This is a genomic window from Nitrospinota bacterium, from assembly GCA_029881495.1.
In the GTDB taxonomy this organism is placed as follows: domain Bacteria; phylum Nitrospinota_A; class UBA7883; order JACRGQ01; family JACRGQ01; genus JAOUMJ01.
Genome location: JAOUMJ010000023.1, coordinates 20,612 through 44,481, shown reverse-complemented (window position 1 = coordinate 44,481; position 23,870 = coordinate 20,612). Strand labels below are relative to the sequence as shown.

The 23,870-nt window shown below is 47.5% G+C and carries 23 protein-coding genes and 2 rRNA genes; 11 read left to right on the top strand and 14 right to left on the bottom strand.

Annotated features, from left to right (window positions below; all coding sequences use genetic code 11):
• The 3 genes from OEY64_10150 to OEY64_10140 all read left to right on the top strand — a co-directional run.
• A 23S ribosomal RNA gene (locus OEY64_10150) occupies positions 1–2,262 on the top strand; the annotation flags it as partial.
• 149 nt (positions 2,263–2,411) lie between these two features.
• A 5S ribosomal RNA gene (rrf, locus tag OEY64_10145) occupies positions 2,412–2,528 on the top strand.
• 102 nt (positions 2,529–2,630) lie between these two features.
• Complete coding sequence (locus tag OEY64_10140) at positions 2,631–3,248, top strand: cysteine hydrolase (protein MDH5543310.1); 618 nt, start codon at positions 2,631–2,633, stop codon at positions 3,246–3,248.
• A gap of 114 nt (positions 3,249–3,362) precedes the next feature.
• On the opposite strand, the gene OEY64_10135 is transcribed toward OEY64_10140, so the two are convergent.
• Complete coding sequence (locus OEY64_10135; protein MDH5543309.1) at positions 3,363–3,914, bottom strand: hypothetical protein; 552 nt, start codon at positions 3,912–3,914, stop codon at positions 3,363–3,365.
• Positions 3,915–4,338: 424 nt separating this feature from the next.
• Here OEY64_10135 and OEY64_10130 point away from each other — a divergent pair, with 424 nt between their 5' ends.
• Complete coding sequence (locus tag OEY64_10130; protein ID MDH5543308.1) at positions 4,339–5,049, top strand: ion transporter; 711 nt, start codon at positions 4,339–4,341, stop codon at positions 5,047–5,049.
• Positions 5,050–5,159: 110 nt separating this feature from the next.
• Here the strand turns inward: OEY64_10130 and OEY64_10125 are convergent, their stop codons facing one another.
• From OEY64_10125 to OEY64_10075, 11 genes are all read right to left on the bottom strand, one after another.
• The gene (locus tag OEY64_10125; GenBank protein ID MDH5543307.1) at positions 5,160–5,870 is read right to left on the bottom strand and encodes a ZIP family metal transporter; all 711 of its coding nucleotides are present in this window, start codon (positions 5,868–5,870) and stop codon (positions 5,160–5,162) included.
• A gap of 145 nt (positions 5,871–6,015) precedes the next feature.
• Positions 6,016–6,426 (bottom strand): PilZ domain-containing protein, encoded by a 411-nt coding sequence (locus OEY64_10120; GenBank protein ID MDH5543306.1) that lies wholly within the window; start codon positions 6,424–6,426, stop codon positions 6,016–6,018.
• 13 nt (positions 6,427–6,439) lie between these two features.
• Positions 6,440–7,135, bottom strand: a complete 696-nt coding sequence (locus tag OEY64_10115) for an OmpA family protein (GenBank protein ID MDH5543305.1) — start codon at positions 7,133–7,135, stop codon at positions 6,440–6,442.
• Positions 7,136–7,141: 6 nt separating this feature from the next.
• Positions 7,142–7,942 carry a MotA/TolQ/ExbB proton channel family protein gene (locus tag OEY64_10110; GenBank protein MDH5543304.1) on the bottom strand — a complete coding sequence of 267 codons (801 nt, stop codon included), beginning with the start codon at positions 7,940–7,942 and terminating at the stop codon, positions 7,142–7,144.
• Between the two features lie 44 nt (positions 7,943–7,986).
• Positions 7,987–9,210 (bottom strand): FapA family protein, encoded by a 1,224-nt coding sequence (locus OEY64_10105; GenBank protein MDH5543303.1) that lies wholly within the window; start codon positions 9,208–9,210, stop codon positions 7,987–7,989.
• 293 nt (positions 9,211–9,503) lie between these two features.
• The gene (locus OEY64_10100) at positions 9,504–11,684 is read right to left on the bottom strand and encodes a putative LPS assembly protein LptD (protein ID MDH5543302.1); all 2,181 of its coding nucleotides are present in this window, start codon (positions 11,682–11,684) and stop codon (positions 9,504–9,506) included.
• Positions 11,685–11,726: 42 nt separating this feature from the next.
• Positions 11,727–12,275, bottom strand: coding sequence for an arginine decarboxylase, pyruvoyl-dependent (locus OEY64_10095; GenBank protein ID MDH5543301.1), 549 nt, complete (start codon positions 12,273–12,275; stop codon positions 11,727–11,729).
• 8 nt (positions 12,276–12,283) lie between these two features.
• Entirely contained in the window at positions 12,284–13,912 is a 1,629-nt protein-coding gene (locus OEY64_10090) for an NAD+ synthase (GenBank protein MDH5543300.1), read from the bottom strand.
• Complete coding sequence (locus tag OEY64_10085; protein MDH5543299.1) at positions 13,884–14,735, bottom strand: DUF3108 domain-containing protein; 852 nt, start codon at positions 14,733–14,735, stop codon at positions 13,884–13,886. The genes OEY64_10090 and OEY64_10085 overlap by 29 nt, the downstream gene beginning before the upstream one ends.
• Complete coding sequence (locus OEY64_10080; GenBank protein ID MDH5543298.1) at positions 14,702–15,319, bottom strand: methyltransferase domain-containing protein; 618 nt, start codon at positions 15,317–15,319, stop codon at positions 14,702–14,704. Before OEY64_10080 ends, OEY64_10085 begins: the two co-directional genes overlap by 34 nt.
• 155 nt (positions 15,320–15,474) lie before the next feature.
• A complete protein-coding gene (locus tag OEY64_10075) occupies positions 15,475–16,644 on the bottom strand; it encodes a KamA family radical SAM protein (GenBank protein ID MDH5543297.1) in 1,170 nt (389 codons plus the stop codon).
• Positions 16,645–17,076: 432 nt separating this feature from the next.
• Here OEY64_10075 and rpmH point away from each other — a divergent pair, with 432 nt between their 5' ends.
• The 6 genes from rpmH to gatB are packed head-to-tail and all read left to right on the top strand — an operon-like array spanning position 17,077 to position 21,865.
• A complete protein-coding gene (rpmH, locus tag OEY64_10070; GenBank protein MDH5543296.1) occupies positions 17,077–17,211 on the top strand; it encodes a 50S ribosomal protein L34 in 135 nt (44 codons plus the stop codon).
• A gap of 1 nt (position 17,212) precedes the next feature.
• Positions 17,213–17,548 (top strand): ribonuclease P protein component, encoded by a 336-nt coding sequence (gene rnpA / locus OEY64_10065; protein MDH5543295.1) that lies wholly within the window; start codon positions 17,213–17,215, stop codon positions 17,546–17,548.
• A gap of 37 nt (positions 17,549–17,585) precedes the next feature.
• Entirely contained in the window at positions 17,586–17,795 is a 210-nt protein-coding gene (gene yidD, locus OEY64_10060) for a membrane protein insertion efficiency factor YidD (protein MDH5543294.1), read from the top strand.
• Between the two features lie 3 nt (positions 17,796–17,798).
• Positions 17,799–19,487, top strand: coding sequence for a membrane protein insertase YidC (gene yidC / locus OEY64_10055; GenBank protein ID MDH5543293.1), 1,689 nt, complete (start codon positions 17,799–17,801; stop codon positions 19,485–19,487).
• A gap of 6 nt (positions 19,488–19,493) precedes the next feature.
• Entirely contained in the window at positions 19,494–20,402 is a 909-nt protein-coding gene (locus tag OEY64_10050; protein ID MDH5543292.1) for a KH domain-containing protein, read from the top strand.
• Positions 20,403–20,425: 23 nt separating this feature from the next.
• Complete coding sequence (gene gatB / locus OEY64_10045; GenBank protein ID MDH5543291.1) at positions 20,426–21,865, top strand: Asp-tRNA(Asn)/Glu-tRNA(Gln) amidotransferase subunit GatB; 1,440 nt, start codon at positions 20,426–20,428, stop codon at positions 21,863–21,865.
• Between the two features lie 412 nt (positions 21,866–22,277).
• Here gatB and OEY64_10040 read toward each other — a convergent pair whose 3' ends face one another.
• The gene (locus OEY64_10040) at positions 22,278–22,469 is read right to left on the bottom strand and encodes a hypothetical protein (GenBank protein ID MDH5543290.1); all 192 of its coding nucleotides are present in this window, start codon (positions 22,467–22,469) and stop codon (positions 22,278–22,280) included.
• Between the two features lie 183 nt (positions 22,470–22,652).
• On the opposite strand from OEY64_10040, the gene OEY64_10035 reads away from it, so the two are divergent.
• Positions 22,653–23,570, top strand: a complete 918-nt coding sequence (locus OEY64_10035) for a diacylglycerol kinase family protein (protein MDH5543289.1) — start codon at positions 22,653–22,655, stop codon at positions 23,568–23,570.
• A 78-nt stretch (positions 23,571–23,648) separates the two neighbouring features.
• Here OEY64_10035 and OEY64_10030 read toward each other — a convergent pair whose 3' ends face one another.
• Positions 23,649–23,804: a hypothetical protein gene (locus tag OEY64_10030; GenBank protein ID MDH5543288.1), complete on the bottom strand. Its 156-nt coding sequence runs from the start codon at positions 23,802–23,804 to the stop codon at positions 23,649–23,651.
• Between the last annotated feature and the right edge of the window lie 66 nt (positions 23,805–23,870).

Below are 23,870 nucleotides of genomic sequence, written 5' to 3'. Positions count from 1 at the left end.
CGAACATAGTCGCGTGGAGTAAACCCGAAGCCGGGTGATCTATCCATGTGCAGGGTGAAGCGAAGGTAACACTTCGTGGAGGCCCGAACGAGTTGACGTTGAAAAGTCATTCGATGATGTGTGGATAGGGGTGAAAGGCCAACCAAACCCGGCGATAGCTGGTTCTCCTCGAAATATATTTAGGTATAGCCTCGTACGGTAGCGTGTGGGGGTAGGACACTGGATGGGCTAGGGCCCTTGACCGGGTACCAAACCCTACCAATTTACGAATACTACACGTGGAACTACGGGAGTCAGACTGCGGGAGATAAGTTCCGTAGTCGAGAGGGAAACAGCCCAGATCATCAGCTAAGGTCCCAAAGTACAGGTTAAGTGGCAAAGGTTGTGAATTTGCATAAACAGCCAGGAGGTTGGCTTAGAAGCAGCCATTCCTTTAAAGAAAGCGTAATAGCTCACTGGTCGAGTGGATTTGCGTCGAAAATTTAACGGGGCTAAAACCTGTCACCGAAGCTATGGATTCATCATTTATTTGATGAGTGGTAGAGGAGCGTTCTATGCGGGATGAAGGTCGAGCGTAAGCACGGCTGGACTGCATGGAAGTGAGTATGGCGGCATGAGTAACGATAAAGCGGGTGAGAAACCCGCTCGCCGTAAGCCCAAGGTTTCCTGGGGAAGGGTAATCCTCCCAGGGTTAGTCGGCCCCTAAGGCGAGGCCGAAAGGCGTAGTCGATGGGAAGCTGGTTAATATTCCAGCACTGTCTGTAATTCGTTTGTACGATGGGGTGACGCGGAAAGGTAAGCCATCCAGGCGCTGGTTGTCCTGGTTCTTGGCCGTAGGACGCGACTTTGGCAAATCCGGGTCGCTGGGTTAGATTCCATGTCTGAGGGTTGAGTGGCGCGAATTCTACGGATGACGCGTAACTGGCTGATCCTATACCGCCAGGAAAAACCTCTAAGGAGAGTTGCAGATAACCGTACCCGAAACCAACACAGGTGGGCGAGGAGAGTATCCTAAGGCGCTTGAGAGAACCCAGATTAAGGAACTCAGCAAATTTGCTCCGTAACTTCGGGATAAGGAGTGCCCTTGATGGTGAAGCGGCTTGCCCGTGGAGCTGTTGGGGGTTGCAGTGAAAAGGGGGCTGCGACTGTTTACTAAAAACACAGGTCTCTGCTAAGTCGTAAGACGATGTATAGGGACTGACGCCTGCCCGGTGCCGGAAGGTTAAAAGGCGTTGTCAGGCTTCGGCCAAAGCAACAAATTGAAGCCCCGGTAAACGGCGGCCGTAACTATAACGGTCCTAAGGTAGCGAAATTCCTTGTCGGGTAAGTTCCGACCTGCACGAATGGCGTAACGCTGGCCCTACTGTCTCGATCTGGGACTCAGTGAAATTGATCTTCCGGTGAAAACGCCGGATACCCGCGGAAGGACGGAAAGACCCCGTGCACCTTTACTATAACCTGACATTGGATTCGGGTTTATGATGTGTAGGATAGGTGGGAGGCTTTGAAGCGGGCTCGCTAGAGTTCGTGGAGCCATCCTTGAAATACCACCCTTCGTACGCTTGGTTTCTAACCTAGGTCCATGAATCTGGATCAGGGACATTGTCAGGCGGGTAGTTTGACTGGGGCGGTCGCCTCCTAAACTGTAACGGAGGCGCGCGAAGGTTCTCTCAGACTGATTGGAAACCAGTCGTTGAGTGTAAAGGCAAAAGAGAGCTTGACTGCGAGACTTACAAGTCGAGCAGGTGGGAAACCAGGTCTTAGTGATCCGGTGGTTCTGTATGGAAGGGCCATCGCTCATCGGATAAAAGGTACGCCGGGGATAACAGGCTGATCGCGCCCAAGAGTCCATATCGACGGCGCGGTTTGGCACCTCGATGTCGACTCATCGCATCCTGGGGCTGTAGCAGGTCCCAAGGGTTGGTCTGTTCGCCCATTAAAGCGGTACGTGAGTTGGGTTTAAAACGTCGTGAGACAGTTTGGTCCCTATCCTCCGTGGGCATTGGATATTTGAGGAGATCTGTTCCTAGTACGAGAGGACCGGAATGGACGAACCTCTAGTGTTCCGGTTGTCGCGCCAGCGGCATCGCCGGGTAGCTACGTTCGGAACGGATAACCGCTGAAAGCATCTAAGCGGGAAGCCGACTCCAAGATAAGATATCCCTGAAGACCCCTCGAAGACTACGAGGTTGATAGGCCGGGTGTGGAAGCGCAGCAATGTGTGAAGCTAACCGGTACTAATTGGTCGTTCGGCTTGACCTTTAATTTTTCAGTTATTTTCATCAGCCCCAATGTTTATGATAAGATATAAGTACAGGAGCGCTCTGGTTACGCTTAGACGCATTAATTTCTTTGCTAACCTGAGACAGCTCTTGTTTTTTTTGTTCTTGTTTTGATATAGAAAATGTTTTGCCGGTGGCTGTAGCGAAGAGGTTCCACCCGATCCCATTCCGAACTCGGAAGTTAAGCTCTTCAGCGCCAATGGTACTGCACGGGTAACTGTGTGGGAGAGTAGGTCGTTGCCGGCATTTAAATATTGACCCTGTGGTGGAGCGTAATGGCTCTGCCCAGGGTTTTTTTTTGCCCAAAAAAGGACGATGGCAGAATATATAAAACCGGATTTTGGCTCGGTGGCACTCATTACAATAGATGCGCAACAAGACACGCTCGATGGAATGCCGTTTGAGATTCCGGGCACCTCGGCGATTTTACCCAAAATAAGGCGACTGCTGGATCTCTTCAGGCTCGGATCAAAAGCGATAGTCCATATCGTTAGGATTTATAAAAAGGATGGGAGCAACGCCGATATTTGCCGTAGAGGCATAATAGAAAAGGGGGAGAGATTACTTTTGGAAGGTAGTTCCGGCTGCGAATTGGCGCAGGACCTTTTTGCAGAAACCACTCCACTTGATGCTGGTCTTCTGATGTCAGGCGGGATTCAAAAAATCTCAAAAAGCGAAGTCGTTATCTACAAACCGAGGTGGGGGGCTTTTTTTAAAACACCGCTTGAAGAACATCTCTCCGACCTGGGAGTGTCGACTCTAATATTTACCGGATGCAACTTTCCGAACTGTCCGCGAACATCCATTTACGAAGCGAGTGAACGCGATTTCAGGATAGTAATGGTTTCGGACGCTGTTTCCGGCGTGTATGAGAAGGGGCTAGGGGAAATGAGAGGAATAGGAGTTGAAGTCGTCGAGACTGATCTACTCGTGGCGAATTTGAAAAGAGAGTGGGGATTTAGCTGATTTTTATAGTTTCAAGTATCAGACAGAAAATATATGAAGTACTTCTATGCACAAGTCCTAAAATTTATATGAAAATGAGAGGGGATTTCCCCCTCTCACGAGTGTCTTATATAACTAGAATTTGAAGTTGGCTCCGATGTTGATTCCGGTAACGCCCCACCCGACATTAAACATCGTGTTTCTGGACCAAAGCATCTCGTAGCCGAACGTCCAGTACGGCCCCCCAAGGTTGTACGAATGAGAAGAGAGTGTGCCGGTTCTGTTATCATCCCATCTGGCTTCACCCATTGCCAGGCCAATTCCTCCATACAACCCGTGAATATCTTCCAACTTGTAATGGTATACGCCTGCCGCGGAGATGTAGTTGACGCCAGTGGTGCCATATCCATAGTCATATGAAAGCATGGCGAAATGAGCCTGCACCGATATGTCGTCATACAGGAATTTCTGGCCGGTAAGGTCGAAACCGCCACCCCAGCCGCTTACGTATCCGGCACCGACGTATGTATCACCCTTCTTGAACAAGGATGGATTCCCGAACTTTGATTTGCCGATGAACTTCCGCACCTTTGCCGCATCGGCATTTTCTGCACCGAGTGCTGCAAACGCGATCACTGCCGATAAAAGAATCATATAAAATACTTTTGATTTCTTCACATCTGCCATTCTCGTTCTCCCATGCCTAAATGTACATATAAATAAAGATGTTGCGCGACGCATAGATCAACTTTTGTTGTTCAATGTGAGACTCTATCACTTAGGTTATTCGAATTCAATAAGCTGCCCGCCTTGTAAAACATTGTAAATGCATTAGTTATTGCTGTCGGTATTAAGCTAGAGATCATGCAAAAAGATAATTGCAGGATTTTGCATTCTTTCTTGAGATGTGTAAATTTACTTTCCATGAAGCGAAATAAACAATGCTATATCCCGTGATAAGAAGTATCAGATTATTTCTATATACCGCTTGGTTCTGGCATGTTAAATATATCTGAATTCCTATCGACAACTTTTGAAAGCAAAAAATATGAAAGAAAACCTTAAGGAACGTCTGACAGAACTATTTTATGGTCAGAGCCGGGAAAGCCTGATGTTTAATCGGGCCCTTCTTGTTTTCAATGTAATCGCTATTTTCGTTTTTATCCTGGATCCGATATTTCATGGCGATGCCATTATAAGGTCGGTCGAGCTTGTATTTGGTATTGTGTTCCTTGTCGAGTACCTCATACGCTTCTGGATAGCGCAGAATCGACTGTGGTTTGCTTTTAAGCCGATAAACCTAGTCGACCTTGTTGTGGTAGTTTCCTGTTTTGCGCCGATATTTTTCGGCAATTTCACATTTCTGCGAGTCGTACGCGCGCTTCGAGTACTTCGCTTTTACAGGCTTCTCGAAGGAATAAACCATGAGAAGAGCTGGGTTCGGGTTAACGAGGATGTCATCTTTTCCTTTCTAAATCTATTCGTATTCGTTTTTATCATGACCGATATTGTTTTCGTAAGCCAGAGCGGGGTCAACGATTCAATCAACAACTATCTCGACGCTTTGTATTTTACGCTTACTACACTGACGACAACGGGATTTGGAGATATCACTTTGCAGGGGACAAACGGCAGGCTTCTCGCAGTCATAATTATGGTTTTTGGAATTACGCTGTTCGTAAAGCTCGCCAGGGATATAATCAGGCCGCCAAAGGTATATTTCAAGTGCCCCGATTGTGGGCTTACGCGTCATGATCCTGATTCGACACACTGCAAGCATTGCGGTCGGCTATTGAATATCGAAACGGAAGGCGAAAGCTGAGAGATTTCCTGCTGATTCATTAAATAACTCAGCGCGGATGATCATCTCTCCATGCCGGTATCGACGGATTGCCGAAACCGCGCATAATAAATTTCATTAAGTAAATTGCGCTAATGCGAGCCGAGAAGCGGAAGGAAACAGCCGGTGATCAACAGCGCCAGCCTGACAGCGAGGTTTGATCTCTGTTGCTGATGAAGTCTTCGCAGCACGTCGCTTCCGGCGATGGCCAGGAAATTGCCGGTCGAAAATCCAAGAGCGTGCCCGACCAGCTCGTTGCTGCCAGTGTCGATTAAAAAGAGTCTCGTAATTGACGCTCCTAGAGGGGTTGCAAAGGCGAAAAGAGCCATCAGCAGAACAATTTTCCCCCTGCTTATTCCTGAAGCGATGAGCATCAGGGAAAGGGCAAGCGAAGCCGGTATCTTGTGAGACATAACGGCTCCAACGACAACTTGAAGATCGGCAATTTCTGAAACAGAACCGATTGCAATGCCATCAGTAAAGGCATGAAACGCTATTCCGATAAAGGCCATGACACCAAGGGAATGAAAATCGCAATCTTCCTCTTCGCAAGGGTGCGTGAGCATGAATTTTTGCGGAAGATAAAATATCGCGAAACCCGCTAGTATGGAATAGCCTGTCATATTGCCAAGGATTTCTATCGATTCTGGAAGAAGCGAGAAGAGAGAGGTTCCTATCAATATCCCCGCGGCGAAATATACAGCAAATGCGATGAAATTTTTAGTTTTCGCAAAGCGCAGTGGTATAAGCCCCCCCGCGAATGTAACAAAGAAGATGGCTATAAGATAGTTATAGAAATTCATGGATAGACTTTACAGCAATAATGCTTCTATTCCAATTTGAAACTGGTTGTTTGTGAAAATTCCATAGAGTTCGGGAAAGGCAAAAAGTTTACGTAAGGCGGAAGTGGCGAAGAAGGGGGTTGATGGCCGTTATAAAGGCAAAGTCTTATTCGTTTTGCTGGCTAGCCGCCCCTCTTGCCGCGTCATTGATAAAGTAGCCGATCATCCTGTCGTTGATGGTTGGCGACATGAGCAGATACCTCGTAATGCAGAGAAAGACCTTTTTGTCTTTCAAAGTATCTTCTTTAATGTTGATGACTTCGGCAACGACAGATACTGGAAATTTGTCGAAGGGGAAAAAGATTTCCAGGTAGAGCAGGTATCCCTTGGGAATTGAGTTCCCTATTTTAAAGGCTGCCCCTCCCCCTGAAAAGTCTACGCCTATCCCTTTGAAAAAGGGTGAAAGAACATATTTTTCCCCGACCTTTTTCGCTACGCGATAGCGGACAGAGGCGGCCAGTTTAACCCTGAAGTCTTTTCTGATCTGTTTTGGCGGTCCGCCTGAAGGTTCGCTCATTGATTTATTCCTTTTATTTTTTCATTAAGATGATTTCAACCCTGCGGTTTTTCCCCCGGTTTGCGGGAATAACCGCGTACCTTGGTTTGAATTCCGCATAGCCGGCCACGATAAAACGCCCCGGATGGAGTTTCATATCTTCAATAAAATATCTCGCGACTGAAGAGGCCCTGGCCGAAGAAAGTTCCCAGTTGGTGGGATATCGTCCTCCCGGTTTTAGGGGGAGATCGTCCGTATGCCCTTCGATCATGATATCGCCTTTTGTATCCTTAAGTATTTTCGTTATCCGTTTTAGAAAAAACTGGGTTTCCGGGATCAGTTCGGAAGTTCCGGGTTTGAAAAAGAAGTCACCTCTTGAATAAATTACAAGCCCCCGGCTGTCTTCCGTTACAATGACATCCTTGGAAAGGTTGTTATCTTCTATCACTTTCTTCAGCTCTTCTTTTATGTCTTTCTTTTTTATCTTTTTTTCTTCAGCCTTGGTTTCTACAAGTGATTTTCCTCCGAATGCGCTTCCCACCTCAGATAATGCTTCAATGTATTTTTGCGATTCCGGCGCGGCAAGCGCCAACAGCATAACGAAAAAGGTGAGAAGGAGGGTCATCATGTCTGCCATGGTGGCAAGCCAGCCGGATTCAGCTAAACCCTCTTCTTCGGCTTCGGCAACAAGTCTTTCGACCTCTATCTGTCGATATAGCTTTTTACCCATTCGATATTATGCCCCTTTTTGGCGTTTCATCATCCGTTCGTAATGGTTCTGGCGCGCTTCAGGCGGCAGGTATGAATTCAGTTTTCTTTCAATAACACGCGGATTCGCTCCTGCCTGGAGCATGACGATCCCTTCGATTATTATCTGGGTGGTAAGTACCTCGTCTTCGGTTCGCGCTTTGAGCTTTTCCGCGATTGGGTTAAAGAAAAGGTTAGCCATCATGGAGCCGTAGAAGGTAGTTATAAGCGCGACCGACATACCGACGCCAAGCGAGGCGGCGCTTGCTCCAGTCGATTCACCAAAGGCCTGAAGCATCTGCACAAGGCCGATAAGCGTTCCTATCAAACCAAACGCAGGGGAATACCGGGCGGCGGTTCTGAAAATATGTTCGCCTCTTCGGTGCCGGACCTGGATGAAATCGAGCTCGGTTTCCATGACTTCGCGTATAAGCTGACCGGGGCTTCCGTCAATGGCCATTCCAAGGCCAAGTTTTATGAATCTGTGTTTTTGTTTGTTCATGTCGTCTTCCAGCGCCAGAAGCGATTGTTGCCTTGATTTAAAGGACAGCTTTACGATCTCGGCGATTACATTGCTTGGATTCTGTTCGTCCCTCTTGAAAATTTGGATGAGCACGCCTGTTACTTTCATAACCCGCGGTAACTGAAAACTGATAAAGAGAGCGGCGATAGTGCCGCCCATAACAATCATCATTGAGGGGGGACTGATGAATACTGAAAGTGAGCCACCGGCCAAAATGGCGCCAAGCATGAGACCCATACCGAATATAATCGCAATTAAAGTTGACATATCTGCTTAACCTTTCGCTTGGGTTAGTAAATCTATTTTCATTTTCAAAATCCTGCCACGATCTCCCCCTTTTCGGGGCTGTAGTAAAAGGAGACGTGGTCGTATTCCCTCATCAGTCTTAAGGATGTATTTTGTACCTTGATGGTTACACCTGGGTGGGCTGTTTTGCCGATTTGGATCCGTGCTTTTTTTGAGTAAGTTTCCGAACTGCTGACCCTTTTGAGCTCTTCCTTCAGCTGTTCAATCTCCCCCGTCATTCTCATAAGTCTCATAATGCCGGAGCCGAATCTATTGATTTGGTGAAGTTTTTCTTCACCAAAATCACTCCCTTCTTTTTGCACGAATTCCGCGGTGTTGAACAGGGCGGTTGCGAGATCTCTGGTCTGGAATTTGACGAATCCCATTAGTTCGTGTTCGAGATGTTTTATCTGTACGATTATCGTTTTCATCCCCTGTTCCAAATCGGCTATTTCCTTTTCGATCCTTTCCACATGGGTTCTCTGAAAAGGATTGCATCCTATCTCCACTTCTGTGGCAATTGCGGCTTCTGTGCCTAGATGCAGAACTTCAATTCCGTCACGGGCCATGACCTTTCCGCCGACAAGAAGCCCTTTCCCCCTTACGATGATCTTTTTACCGCAAAGGATATTGCTGTTTATTATCGCGCCATCGACAAGAATATTTCCCATCGCCTCAATATCCGCCTGTTGGATGAAGGTGCTGTACATGTTGCCGCCAGCTACTATTTTCCCTTTGTTGTTTCCGGAAATTCCCCCTTTGGCAACGATGCTTCCTTTGGCCCTTAAGGTCGCGTCTTCGATCAAACCGCGGGCCTCAATATCACCTTCGGAGATTATTTCAATACCCTGGGTTACAGTTCCATGAAGGAGAATAGAGGAGTCAGCCTTTATATCCCCGGTTCTTGCGTCAATATCTTCGTAAATCTCGAAAATTTTTGTCACCTTCATCTTGCCATCAACGGAGGTCAAGTAACCACTGTTGACTGTTTGCAGTTTTGAAGGGACATCATCGGTGAAGCGGAGCCCTTCGAGTATCAGGCTGTTCTTGTCAGTATTGTCAGGTAGGTGCCATATTTGAGTTGATTTGATCTCGGGAGGTGCTTTGTCACCCGCAGGTATGTAGTATCCGAATACCTGATTGGCGGGCATTTTTTTAGGCTGCGGGATGAATTGGGTAATATTTGCTCTCCCCTCAAAAAAAGTCTCAGATTCCACGCCAGGAAATACAAACATCAACCTGTCAGGCACTGCGCTTTCTCCTATTATAGAACATGGAACCTGACTGCATATAGGCGCTATGGGTCCTGCAGTAACCGCCCCAATCTGTCAAATAATTGTCATAAAGGTTCATGTAGCCCAATATGAGCAACTTCCGTTCCATTATCGGAATATTTTCGGAAAAGTTGAAAACATAAATACCATTCCTCAATGCCGAATTTAGCCGCTTCATTGTAACTTGTTATAAATAAAGAAGATACAGCAAATGTAGAGTAGATATGTTTTATTTAAATATCTAAAAACAGCGTCTTCTACGGATAGTTTTAAATCTTTCGACCGACTATCGGGGCAACCTTATTTCCGGTATCTCCAAAGCCCTTGAAGCTGAAGAGGAGAAAGAATTTAGTATCGAGGTATCTCTCGTAGGTATTATCCTCAAGAACTCTTGTGCGGTAATATTTTTGGGCGGCAACATCTACCGTGAAACAGCACGATTTGTAGGTGATATCCAGCATGGTTGATGGATTTTCATAGTTTATTTCATCATAAATTGTCGAGATCTCAGCTGACCATCCTCTCTCCACCGAAACTCCCATGATCCCGGAAGAGAAAACTGCCTCCGGCAGGCGATTTATTGTTTTCTGATAAGAGATGAAAAATCCGTTTTTAAGAGCGATTCCTGCCTCGGTTATGGTTGAGTCGGGTTTATTTTCATAATGGTTATAGGATAGAGCGGTATTGAGTACCATCCATGGGAGCGGCTTCGAATCCAGGTCTAAATTCAAATTTGATAGCGGTTTGTTTTTATCCTTTTCCCCAACCGTGATCCTGTTTGCCTCCCTGAAGTCGTAACCTTGTGTGATGTTGAGCCGGATAATTTCCTGGCCAAGTGTATTTCCGGCGCTTTTTTGCAGAACGCTGTTCTCAAGGCTGAAATTCAGAAGGCTTATTGGCGTCGATTGTTCAAGGTGGTCTATAAGCGGAACCTTCAGTCTTTCATCATCTACTTCATATCCAGGGATATATTGGTAGCTGATTATCGGGGTGAGGGTGTGTTTCAAATCCTGGTCGCCTAGACGGAATATTTTATATGCTTTCGGGATTTCCATTGCGGCGCCTGCGGTGTAATAGGAAACGTAAAGGGGGCTTTCATCGATTTTATTATGGCTGTACCAGGTTCCGATACCGTTCACCCAAGGCATGAAATTGAAGCCATTGAACGGAACAAGAGGCAAAGAGAGCATTGGCCGTACATCAAGCCGGCTTGTGTTTTTTATGTCAACCGGGTTTGGTCCAACTGTTTCCGTTTCCAAATTTGTAATAGTGTTTTGGATTCCCGCGATCAGCGGGGTATTAAACAACCGCCTTGGGTAGATATTGGCGGAAATCTCAGGTTTCTTGCTGTAGAAGTTTTTATTTAAAGGGTAAAGGTCACCCATATCCTTGTAAGACCTGGCAAACATGGATGCCGAGCTTCCCGGGAAGAGATAGCTGAACTCTATGAATGAGTCGGTATATTTTTTCGACCTCAGTGCGGTATCGTCATCGTTAAAAACCTTTGAATAACTGACTTCGCTCTCTTCGTCAAGCTTTACTCTGCTGTATAAAGCGGATTTGGATTTATGCCTGTGTGTATAATCGAGCTTCCAGAGCGATTTATCCGCAATACGGTCGTCGGCATAGTCGAAATTGAATTTTCCATATGTGTTCTTTGCGAAGAAATACCTGTATTCGAATCCTTCACGGGTTCCTCTGTTGGAAAGGTAGTCGAGGTAAAGGGTTATATCGTCCTGATCCGATACCGCTATAAAATAGGTCAGGTTCAAATAATCCCCGTCCCGGGATGACCAGCCAAAGCTTGGTTCCAGAAAACCTGTAGTTCTTTTTGTTATGCTTGGCACCGCCCAGTAAGGTGTATAAAAGACAGGGATTCCCTTGAAGTAAAATGACATATTGTAAAAAGTTGCGAAATCTTCAAGAGTTAATTCCACCCGTCCGCTTTTGGCAACCCAATCGGGATTTTCCGGGTCGCATGTTGTTAAGGTTCCTTTCGTAAGGCGATACTGGTCTTCCTTTATCCGGACAGCTTTTTTGGAAGTGAAATAAAAACCATCCCTCGTATAGCCGGTCATATTCTCCATTGTGCCGAGGCTGGAGTTCAGGAAAAATTCGAATTTAGAACCGCCAAGCAGAATCTCTTCTGTTTGTATCCTGGCATTGCCTCTCATGATTCCAAGGCCGGTATTGCTGTCTATTTCACATTCATCTCCGGTAAGGAGAGTATCCTTATATTCCAGTGCCACGTTTCCTTTGGCTTCTGCGCGATTTTCCTTGCGATAATGCCTTATATAGTCGGCGGTAATGGAAAGAGGCCCCTCCATTTTGCTTCTGTCGAAATCGGAAACGTTTTTATCTTCCGCTACCGCCTGGGGATGGAACAGGACTACGGACAAGAATGCAAGGAGGGGGAGCAGGAAGGAAAGAGGCCCGGCTTTTATGCTCACTTTCGCCGAGTAAAAGCAGGTTTCCCTTCCTGGCCTCACTTGTTACAGAATGAATACCGCTAACGCAACGACGGTGTGGTGATTTCTCCCTTTTACAACCGCTGTTTGAGTGATATTCCTTGTTCTTACGATTTTGTTGCTGATCCTGTATATCTGTCTTTTTTCATCCCAGCTTTTATCCTCGTCAAAATCGATGCCGAGTGTTGTCGCGAGCATTCCTGCCGCAAGGTCTTCAGCATAGTCGCCGGCCACCTTTTCAGTTTCACCATAGTTGTGATGCTCGCTGAGATATCCGTATAGCGACTGGTTGGCGGGAATTGCGCACCCGATGCTTGTTGCTATCAGCCTGTGGGGTTCGTTGCTGGTTAGCCGCGCCTGTACGCAAAAGGTTATCATCCCGCCCGATATGTATTTAAGTCCCTCTTTTTTACTTAGGATTTTACATTTGGGGGGGAGTATGGAAGATACTTCAACCAGGTTGCAGCGTTCTACTCCGGCATCTCTAAGCGCCAGCTCGTAAGAACGCAATTTGTCTTTGTGGACGCCAACGCCTCTTGTGAAAAATATTTTTTTTGGTACCCAGTTTGTCATCTTCTTCCCTATGTCTCAAAAAATCTGTTTGTAATAGGCATTCGCCTGTCTTTTCCGAAAGATTTCGGTGATATCTTTACTCCTGGAGCAGCCTGCCTCCTTTTGTATTCGTTTTGATTCACCAAACGAGATACCTTCCTCACATCGCCTTCAATATATCCGAGAGAAATTATCTCTTCAATACTTTTTTCCTCTTCGACATACAGTTTAAGTATCGGGTCCAGTATTTTGTATTCCGGCAGAAAGTCGGAATCCTTCTGGTTTGGTCTCAGTTCCGCGGTCGGTTCCTTCTCAATACTCCTTGCCGGGATGTTGGGAGTGGGGGAATTTCCGTTTATCCACTTCGCAAGATCGTAGACCATGTTTTTCGGAAGGTCTTTAATAAGCGCGAAACCTCCCGCCATGTCGCCGTAAAGAGTGCAGTAGCCTACACTTATTTCGCTTTTGTTGCCTGTTGCCAGGGCAAGACTTCCGAATTTGTTGCTTACCGCCATGATAAGGGTTCCGCGAATTCTGGCCTGTATGTTTTCCTCCGCGATCCCGGGTTTTGTCCCCTCGAACACCCCGGAAAGCGCCTTTCCGAAGGAATCCATCAGCTCTGTGATGGGGATGACATCGAATTTCATGCCGAGGTTTTCCGCAAGTTCGCGCGCATCTTGCAGGCTTTCCGGTGAGGAAAACCTTGAAGGCATGGCAATCCCTCTCACCCTCTCGGCTCCGAGGCTTGCAACGGCGATTGACGCGGTAAGAGCCGAATCAATGCCGCCGGACAGGGCTATGACAACATCATGGAAAGAGTTTTTGGACAGGTAATCCTTCAATCCTTTTTTCAGAGCTTCAAAGACATTTTCAGGATATGCATACGATCTTGGAAAGGAGTGAAATGCTGAAGCGCCGCCGGAATTCTCCTCTCCCGCTTTCACGACTATCAGATCTTCCTCGAACTCCCTGAGTGACGCGGTAACTTTCCCCTTTGTGTCGCAGAAGAACGATCCTCCGTCAAAAACCAGTTCGTCCTGGCCTCCGACCAAATTGCAGTATGCCAGCTCCTTTTGATGGCTGGAGGCGAACCCGGTGACTTTATTCTTGCGCTCCTCGGATTTTCCGGTATGGAACGGGGATGAAGAGATATTAATTATGAGGTCAATATCCTCTCTTGCGCAGAGGTCGTGCGGCAGACCTGAATTTACCCAGATGTCTTCGCAGATGGTAACTGCAGTAGTAATTCCGGCCATTTTGACAGAGGCAACATTTTCAGCCGGGGTGAAGTACCGTCTTTCATCGAACACTCCATAATTCGGGAGATGCGTCTTGTGGATTATTGTTTCAATCTTCCCCTTGTGGAGCACCGCCGCGCCGTTATAAAGCTTTCCATCCTCTCGGTGCGGGGTTCCTACCACGACCCATGTGTTTTGGATGCTCCGGGCAATTTCGGTAAGGTTCTTCCATGCGGCTTCGATAAAGCTTCTTTTCAACAGAAGATCCTCCGGCGGATAGCCGGTGATGGCGAGTTCGGGGAATACAATTATGTCGGCCCCCAGGGACTCACCCTTTCTTGCAAAATCGATGATCATCTTTCGGTTTAGGTCGAGATCGCCGACAGTCGGATTAATTTGTGCGAGCGCTATTTTTGCCATTATTTTTTTCCGGGTAGACGATATTGAGGTTTATTCCGCCATATTCGATCAGGGTAATATCAACCGCGCCGAAAAGGGTGTAGAGCTTTAGTTTTACAGGCGCGCGGTACTCGTCGTCGGAAAGCCATACATGGAGTGTGCCTTTACTATGGAAAGCCCCCTCGAAGCTGATCTTCGGGTGGATAAGGATCGTATCGATCTTCCCCCCCATGATCTCGATTGTTTCTTTCTTGACCACGACTATCTGCGCATCATAATTTTTGTCGTCTTCGAATACCGGATATCTGTAGTCCCCCCCCTTCTTCAGCGGCAGGGTGCGGGACATATGACCAGCCGTGAAGAAGTCCTGCGCTCCACGTTTAAGAGGTATTTCCTTCGGTTCGTCGCTGTTCTTAGTCACGGTAGCGATACCGTTTTCAATGTCGAACAGTATCAGTTTGTCCTTTTTGTATGTGCTTTCACGAATCTTAACGGTAAATTTCCTGGTTGCTCTCTCATTTATGTCCCAGTACGAATGGAACCAGTCGTCCATTGTCCAAATGTCGTCTAAAAGGTTTGTGGTTTCAGTATGGAGGGTGAAGTGGAGAAGTTCCCTGCCGTTTTCCTTTATCTTCTCAGGGATTGTCGCGGTGACGCGTCCGGCATCAAGGAAAAGCCATTCAACCTGGAAAATCAGTATTTCGCCGACCTGGAAAGGTAGTGGGAGTTCACCTTTTTTATCCTGGAGAGGTGAGGCGGCTGCCTCACCTGAAATCGCAAACGAAAAAAATAAAACGCTAAGCCAAAGACCTATTTGTTGTTTGTTGCAAAAACTATTGGCCATAGGTCGAATTTTTTCAAAAGGGTGCATGAAGCTATTTCGAGATTTGCCCGTGCCGAAAGATCGGATAACGACTCGGTATTTCTCCACCCAAGTTTTCTGCAAAGAGGGTCGAGTTTATCCTCGGTCCAGGCAAGGAACTTGTTTTCGCTGGCGAAGTGATTGATAAAGACAATGGAGTTCCCTTTCTTGCACACCCTTTTCATTTCGGACAGAGCTTTCACGGGGTCAGGGACGACGGTCAGGACGAATGTGGAAATTACATGGTCGAACTGGTTGTCGTCAAAAGCAAGTTCGCATGCGTCCATTTCCAGCAATGTTACGTTGTCGAGGCCGAGTTTGTTTTTTTTATGATGCGCCTTTTTCAGCATGGCGGCCGAGAGGTCTATCCCGGTAACATGACAATCCTTTGGGTAGCACCCCAGGGTCAGCCCGGTTCCAATGCCTACATCAAGCACTTTATCGCCCGGTTTAATGTCCATCTGGCTGATAGCGTACTCCTGCCTCGGAAAGAAAATCTGTTTGAACAACAAATCATAGAAACCCGAATACAGCTTGTAAATTTTTTGAATACTTTCGTATTCCACAGAAGTACCTCCTCAATTGGCTCAGCGATTTTGTCAAACCGGCCTAGATTATTTTGATATTTGAGTATATATCATCCCAATGTGTTTCAATGAAAAATATTTCACACTGATAAAGGGAGCTTCGAAAGCCGGAGATTGATGGTGGACGCGGGGGATTATGCCGGGTTCATCATGTATCTGCTTGAGATGATCTTTTCGGCCTCTTCGTAGTCGTCAAGCCAGTATGCCTGGGAATTCCTGTTGAAAACCATTATTCCGTCCCGGTTCGCATTGTCGGGTGATCGGTGGTACCGCATGAATATCTGCTCCTCGGTAAGGCCGATAACTTCAATTTTACCGGTTTGGTGGGACATGACAAATCGTGCCCTTTTGCCGAGCCCCGAGGCCATGCTTTGGGCTTTTTCGAATATCCCATAGGCTTCCTCAAGAGGGAGGGAGAACATTTCATTCCCCTGTGTCGGGCGGCACTGAAATACATAATATGGGGGGACTCCCATGTATGAAAGTTTTTCAAAAAGCTCGTAGAGGGTGTTGGGGCTGTCATTTATCCCCCGCAGGATGGGCGTCTGGTTGGTGGTTATTACGCCATGTCTTTGCAGAACAGTCATTGCCTCGATGGAGTGTTCGGTCAATTCCTTCGGGTGATTGAAGTGTGCCATCAGGTATATCTTTTTCGTGGCCAAGCTGTATTTTGAGAGCATCTCCGGCAAAGATGGATCGTTCAATATCCTGAATGGATTAAAAGCAGGCATTTTGCTGCCAATTCTGATTATCTTGACATGCTTGATCTCCCTTAGCCTGCGGATTATCTCTTCCAGCTTAGGTGTGGAGAGGATGAGCGGATCCCCACCCGTTAAAAGGACATTTGTAATTTTGCTGTTTTCCGCAATGTACGCAAGCCCTTCAGAGATATTCCTGGCAACCTCGTCGTTGTCATTCATGAATAATCTTTTACGGAAACAGAATCGACAGTATGTTCCGCAGACGTTATTAACCAGCAGGAGTACGGTGTTTGAGTATTTGTGTTGAATCCCTCCACCCCTCGTATAATCCTCCTCGCACGACGCATCAAGGCTCCAGTCCATATTCATCTCCAGCTCGCGTATGCTCGGAATTGATATTTGCCGGATGGGGTCGTCAGGATCTTCCCAGTCGATCAAGGAAGTATAGTAGTCGTTTGTTCTGAACTGGAACGTATCTTCAACCACTCGAAGGGATTGCCGTTCCGCTTCGCCTATTTCATTTATTTGCTCGACAGAGGTTGTATACTTGGGCCTCTTTACCCATGTAGCAGGCTTTTTACCAAAGATTTTTCCGAATTCCATATTACTTCCTGCCAAATTCCACATTTAAAAAGATTTATTTCGGGGAAAACCGATGCACACAATTTTCGGTAAAGTTTCTTCCCCACAGCTCCTCCGATTGGATGGTAGCCAATAGAAGAGCAACTTTCAACCCCGCTGAGCGGGGCGACTGTGGATAAAATACCAAAAACTCTAGAGATTTCTTTTATTATCAGTATGTTGCAAGGGGAATGATTTTTTAAAGTGTTTCAACTTTTAACGGTGACCTTGCCGAAAAAGAATAATCTTTTCTTTTGCGACTCCAAAACCGATTTATTTCCCTCACTGGGGGGCTTGGTGTAATGCCGTGTGGGGGGCCAAAAGGTTAACAATTGAATAAATAATTGTTTAATTCGAAATAAATGTCGAAAAAGTTTGACCAGCCCCCCCGCTTTCATGTAGATTAACCGGATTATGAAAAGGCCATACCAACCTAGTAACATTAGGCGAAAAAGGACTCACGGTTTCAGGAAGAGAATGTCTACGGCAAACGGTCAGGCAGTTCTCAAAAGGCGAAGGCAGAAAGGCCGAGCGCGCCTTACTGTTTAATTTGCGTATCCGGTTTAAGGAGACACGGTTATCAGGGGGTCGCGAATTCGATTCCGCATTTGCGGGAAGGAAATTCGTCACTGGCAACCTTGTCTTTTATTTCGCCGATAGCGGTTTGGAATGTAGCCGGCTTGGAATTATTGCCGGGAAAAGGATATTGGCCAAGGCGGTAAGCCGCAATCGTTTTAAACGGAGAGCGCGCGCCCTGTTCAGGGAGAACCTGGATAGATTGAAAGGCCTGGACGTTGTAGTAATTGCGAGAAAGGGTGAGCGGCTGGAGAGTTACCAGGCGTTGAAGAAATGCTTTGAAAGCTTTGTACGCTCGATTGGCGGCTGATCCTTTCCCGCGCATGTTTTGCGTTGGGACCTGCTGAATGAAACGGTTTTTGTTATTTATGATACGCGGCTACCAGGCGGCAATTAGCCCATTTCTACCCCCATCTTGCAGGTTCTTCCCCAGCTGTTCTCAATACAGCAGTGATGCCATTGAAAAACATGGTGTTTTTACAGGCGTCTGGCTCTCAGTAAAAAGAATATCAAAATGCCACCCTTTCCACCCTGGCGGTTTCGACCCGGTAAAATGACAAATGGATAAAAAGACACTTACAGCCATCTTCCTTTCGATCGTCGTAATGATATTTTGGAATATGTGGTACTTCCACAGGTACGGCGACGTAATCGAGGCGAACAAGTTAAAGAAAATTGAACAACAGAAAGAGCAGGTACAGGAGAAGGAAACAGCCCCGGCGCAAATTGAGACGGTGGATCCCGATGTTTTCAGCCATGAGGATGCGGAAATCGTGCTCGGTAGCGCTCAGCCAGACGTTACTCCTTTGGACCCTACTGCCTCTCTACAGCAGGATGCCGGTGAAAGTTCGACCGGTAACCAGAGGGGGTCCGAAAAGAAAATTTTCATCGATACCGGATACGCTGTAGTCACCCTTTCAAATATCGGAGGAGTGGTTACTTCATGGAAGCTCTCAGGCTTTGGGGACGACGATGGCAATCCGATTGAACTGGTAAAGCAGGGTCTGGAAATGAAGCCGCTTTCACTTGAATTCTCATCAGCTGATGCGACGAAGAAGATCAACAAGACCGTGTTTGAAGTAAATGCTCCGGCGAAGATAATGTTATCCGAAAAGAACCGGGATGCGGAGGTGCTTTTCGTACACAGTCTCGCCACCGGCTTTGAAATAAAGAAGAAGATAGTTTTCCATTACAATTCGCACCGGGCGGATATGGAGGTCTCACTCAGCCATTCCGGCTCTTCCGTGAAAGGTTCCGCGTTTGGAATAGGCTGGTATGGGCTTGGGGATATCAAGGACAAGATGTATTCATATGACGGCCCGGTAATCTACATTGACGGAAAACGTCTGACAAAAACACCGGATATGGATAAAGAGAATGTATACGAAGGGAAGATCGAATGGGCCGGACTGACGAACAGGTATTACTGCGTCGCCTTTTTCCCCGAGGACAGGGAAGCGAAGATGACCCAGAGGGAGGTAGAGGATGATATCTATTCCAATACCCTCCAGCTTGTATCCCCCGGAAGCGGGAAGCCGATAAGCTTTTACATGTACGCGGGGCCGAAGATGGTCTCCGAGTTGAAGAAGCAGAACCGCGGTTTCCAGAAGGTGATCAACTACGGCTGGTTTGATATTATCGCCAAGCCGATCTACAGGGTAATGGTCTGGCTGCACGATTCGGTTTTTTACAATTTCGGGTGGGCGATAATCGTTATCACGGTCGTCATAAAGATACTCTTTTTCCCGCTCACGCAGAAAAGTTTCCAGTCGATGAGCAAAATGCGAAAACTCCAGCCCCAGATGAAGATACTTCAGGAGAGGTACAAGAACGACAAGACGAAGATGAACGAAGAGCTGATGCTCCTTTACCGGAAGCACAAGGTGAATCCGCTGGCCGGCTGTCTCCCCATATTCCTTCAGATACCTGTATTTATCGCGCTTTACAAGGTTCTGCTCGAATCGATCGAACTTAAAGGGGCGGATTTCATATGGTGGATACACGACCTTTCGCTGAAAGATCCCTACTATGTCACCCCTCTATTGATGGGATTGTCGATGTTCCTCCAGCAAAAGCTCTCTCCGCAGGCGAACGATCCCGTACAGAGGAACATGATGCTGTTAATGCCGGTAGTCTTTACCGTGATGTTTATTAACTTCCCTTCGGGGCTTGTTATTTATTGGCTGGTGAACAACATACTTTCCATTGCACAGCAATGGTATGTAAACAGAAGCGCTGAGGAGGCCTGAGAAATTATGGATTGGACAGAAGCTGACGGCGATACTTACGAGGAAGCGGTAGAAATACTGCTCTTGTCTCTTGGAGCTCACCGTTCCGAGGTAGAGATCGAAGAGGTAGGGGAAAAGAAAAAACTTTTTGGGCTGGGAAAGACCGTTATCCGGGTCCGAGGAAGGATAAAGGATGAAGCCCTTGGAGGCGCAGGCGTATCGATCGCTTCGTTAACCTCTTCCCTGAGCTCGGAGATAGCAAAGATCGGAAGCGGCGGTCAGCAACAGCAACAGCCGCCCCAGGTGAAAGAGCAGGCGCCTGCAGGGAACGCTCAGCAGGTAAGGGAAAGACCGCCGCGGAAGAGGAAAAAGGGGGGCGGTGGAGATAGAGCTCCCGAGATGCCCCGCAAAAAGAGCCTTAAACGGAATATGGAGAACCCTCCTGCCTCAAAGGTATTCGGGCAGGGTACGGAGACAGAGACATCGAAAGCGTGCAAGGATTTCCTCGAAAGGATACTTGCCGCTATGGAGATTGCAGGGAGTGTCGACGCGGAGGAGAACAACGGCGACATAATGATAGACATCAAGTCGGATTCCGGCGGACTTATTATCGGACGAAAAGGGGAGACCCTCGACGCGATCACGAAGATAATGGAAATCTACGCGACGAGGACAAAAGGTTCCTTCATGAGCGTAATAGTAGACACCGAAGACTATCGGAACAGGCGTGAAGTAAAGCTCAAGGAGCTTGCCATAAGCTCGGCGCAGAAGGCTCTTGAAACCGGGAAAAAAGTGAAGCTAAGCCCGATGAAAACCGACGAACGCAAGATCATCCACTTCACGCTTCAGGACAATCCGGCAGTAGAGACCCGTTCCGAAGGGAGAGATGACAACCGCCGTATCGTGATTTTCCCTGTACGGAATGGCGGCAATTGAAAGACACGTTATAATACGACGTCATGGAATACGAAGTCGTTATCGGCCTTGAGGTTCACGCCCAGCTAAATACAAGGTCTAAGATCTTCTGCGGTTGCTCGGCCGAGTACGGCGGCGAGCCGAACAGCCATACATGCCCCATATGCGCTGGAATGCCGGGCGTATTGCCGGTACTGAACAAGGAAGTGGTACGCAAGGCGATGCAGGCGGCTCTAGCAACCGAGTGCAGTATCGCCGAGATGTCTATCTGGGCCAGGAAAAACTACTTCTACCCCGATCTTCCAAAAGGGTATCAGATATCCCAGTTCGAGCTACCGATCGCGCAAAACGGGAAAATAGAGGTATTCATCGATGGCCAGCCTAAAACGATACGCATCAACCGTATTCATATGGAAGAGGATGCCGGCAAATCGATCCACGGCGAGAATTTCAATGACCCGGCCCACAGCTATGTCGACCTGAACAGGACAGGGGTGCCGTTGATAGAGATAGTGAGCGAGGCGGACATGAACTCCTCGGAAGAGGCGAAGCAGTACCTTACGAAATTGAAAACCATCCTGCAGTACATCAATGTCAGCGACTGCAATATGGAAGAGGGCTCCCTTCGCGCCGACCTGAACCTCTCCATCCGCCCCAAGGGGCAAAAGGAGTTTGGCACCAAGGTGGAGGTGAAGAATATGAACTCTTTCCGCTTTCTTCAGCGCGCCGCGGAATACGAGATCGAAAGACAGAAAGAGATACTCGAGGATGGCGGGCGGATAGTTCAGGAGACCCGGCTTTTCGATTCCGACAAGGGAATAACCATCTCGATGAGAAGCAAGGAAGAGGCAAACGACTACCGCTATTTCCCGGATCCCGACCTGGTTCCACTGCGGATAAGCCAGGATTGGATAGGGGAGGTAAGAAAAGGCCTGCCTGAACTGCCGGATGCCAAGCGGGAGAGGTTCGTAAAGGATTACGGTATACCCCCCTACGATGCGGAGGTGCTCACAGCCGAGCGGGAGACAGCCGATTACTTCGAAGAGGTTGTCAAAGGGGGCGCCGACGCTAAAGCGGCCTCAAACTGGATAATGACCGACGTGCTGAGGATATTGAAAGAGAAGAATATCCCGCTTGCCGAATGCCCGGTTAAGGCCGGAATGCTTGCCGAGATGCTGGCGCTGATAAAGGACGGTACGATTTCGGGCAAGATAGCAAAGACTGTTTTTGCCGAGATGGAATTGAGCGGGAAGAATCCGAAGGCGATCATCGAGGAGAAGGGTCTGGTGCAGGTTTCAGACTCGGGGGCGATCGAGAAAATAGTCGATAGCGTAATAGCGGCGAATCCAAAACAGCTGGAACAGTACCGCGGAGGGAAGGAGCAACTGCTCGGCTTCTTTGTCGGCCAGGTCATGAAGGAGAGCAAAGGGAAGGCAAACCCCGGAATAGTAAACGACCTGCTGAAGAAAAAGCTCTCCGGCTAGATATCTCCCCACCGGGCTTCTCTAATGTCCGCAATCTCAGATGTACAGGTATCCAACTTGTTTTGCGTACCCGTTGTATGGAAGTGCAGGAACGCGATCTCCGGCATCTATTAATCGCTCAGTCTCCTGCGACCAGCGGGGATTTGGAACGCTTGGAACGACGTTTGCCTCGAATCCCTGTTCCCCGGGGCAAAAAGGCGCACAGGGGCGCCGTTCCGCTTTTTGAGAGGTTTGCCCCATGCATTCCCGCAACAATGAACGTCAGCTCGTTTAATACCTCCGCACGTGGACAATGGAGGTTCTTTTTGTTCAGGGATAGGGCTTCGTCAGGCAGTGTTCATGCAGAAAAAGCCGCCGAGGGGAGGCAGCGGCTTTTTCTGGAGAGAGCGTTAAAGAGGGGAGGGGGTATCCTCTATAACCACTCCATATAGGCGATCAACAATACAAATGTAAGGATAGAGGTAAGCGCATAGGAGGCGAACTCGCCAAGACTTTCCTCTCCTTTTTCGTCTCTGTCAGGTTCTATCGTGAGATGCTTCACGCTGAATACCGATGAATATCCTGATACTCTGTTTCCATTTCTTTCGGCAGTTTTTATCATCATTACTCCTACTAAAGAATTGCATTTCTGGTGCAAATTACTCTCTCCCTATTTATCGGAAAATTGGGAATTGGCATTAGTGTTTTTTTATGATCGCAAAAATCCGGGGTGGCGAATCCGGCGCGGCAAAAATTTCCTGAAAAGCCTGCATGCAAATGGTAGATTCTTCTTAATTCTGGAGGGAAGGTGAGATACAGGTTTATCATCAACAGGCATTCGGGGAGGAAAATCGGGAATCGCCGAATACTGGATATGGAGAAATATTTCCAATCCGCTATCGGCTCCTTTGAATATGTTCTGCCGGAAGGACGCGATGATGCAATAAGGCTCACAAGGGAATCTCTAAAGGAAGGTTTTAATCGGATCATCGCGGTTGGCGGAGACGGAACCGTCAATGCGGTGGTAAACGGATTTTTCGAAAACGGGAAACCGATAAACAGCGGGGCCAGCCTTGTGGTTACGAGGGAAGGGAGCGGTTGGGATTACTACTCTTCAATTACAAAATATAAAAATACCAGGAACTGGATGGAGCTTGTCGCCGATTCGGAGGTGCGGGCGGTTGACGTCGGGTATGCAAGTTATGGCGACCACGCTATGGCCGGGCAGTATTTTGTGAATATGGCAAGTATAGGACTTACCGCCGAGATAGTTGAAAAAAAGGAGAAAGCAAGCGACCTCATCCACATCAATCTGAGATATATCCTTCCGACAATGATCGGTCTCTTCGAGGCTCATCCAAAGGAGGTCGAGATAGTCATGGACAAAGAGACCGTAAGGCGGGAAGTTCTGGCAGTAACGGTCTCGAAGGGGAGTTATGCCGGGAACGGGATGAATTTCGGCCTGAACGTTGCGCTGGACGATGGAAGGTTCGAGATAACGGTTATTGAGAAGAGCAACCCGTTTTACATGCTTTACAGCCTGGGGAAACTTTTCACGGGAAACTACCTCTCCGTGAGGGGGATTAGTAAATATTCAGCAAAGAGGCTGGAGTTGCGCGCTCCAAAACCATTGGGTTCCGAGATCGATGGAGAGCTCTACGGCTCGACCGATATGATGATAGACCTTCTGCCGAAAGCGCTAAACGTATGCTTCCCGATGAAGTAGACATGGCGGTATGTCAAGAAATTATGCAGTAAGATCAAGTAATTCTCGCGTGTGGGGCGGGAAATTTAAGGTATCAGTTTAATCGTTGGAGTTTTCTTCAGCTTTCTTGTTCGACCGCTGGACCAGTTTTAATGCAATAAAAAGGACCAGGAAAAATCCGACAAGTAAAACCCATTCCAGAGTTGAGGAAGAAGTTTTATCCATTCCCTCTAAAAACACATCAAAGTCTTTCATGGCATTACTATTCTCCAATTTTCCTAATGTTAATAATGTATCTATACAATACATTTTACACCTTTC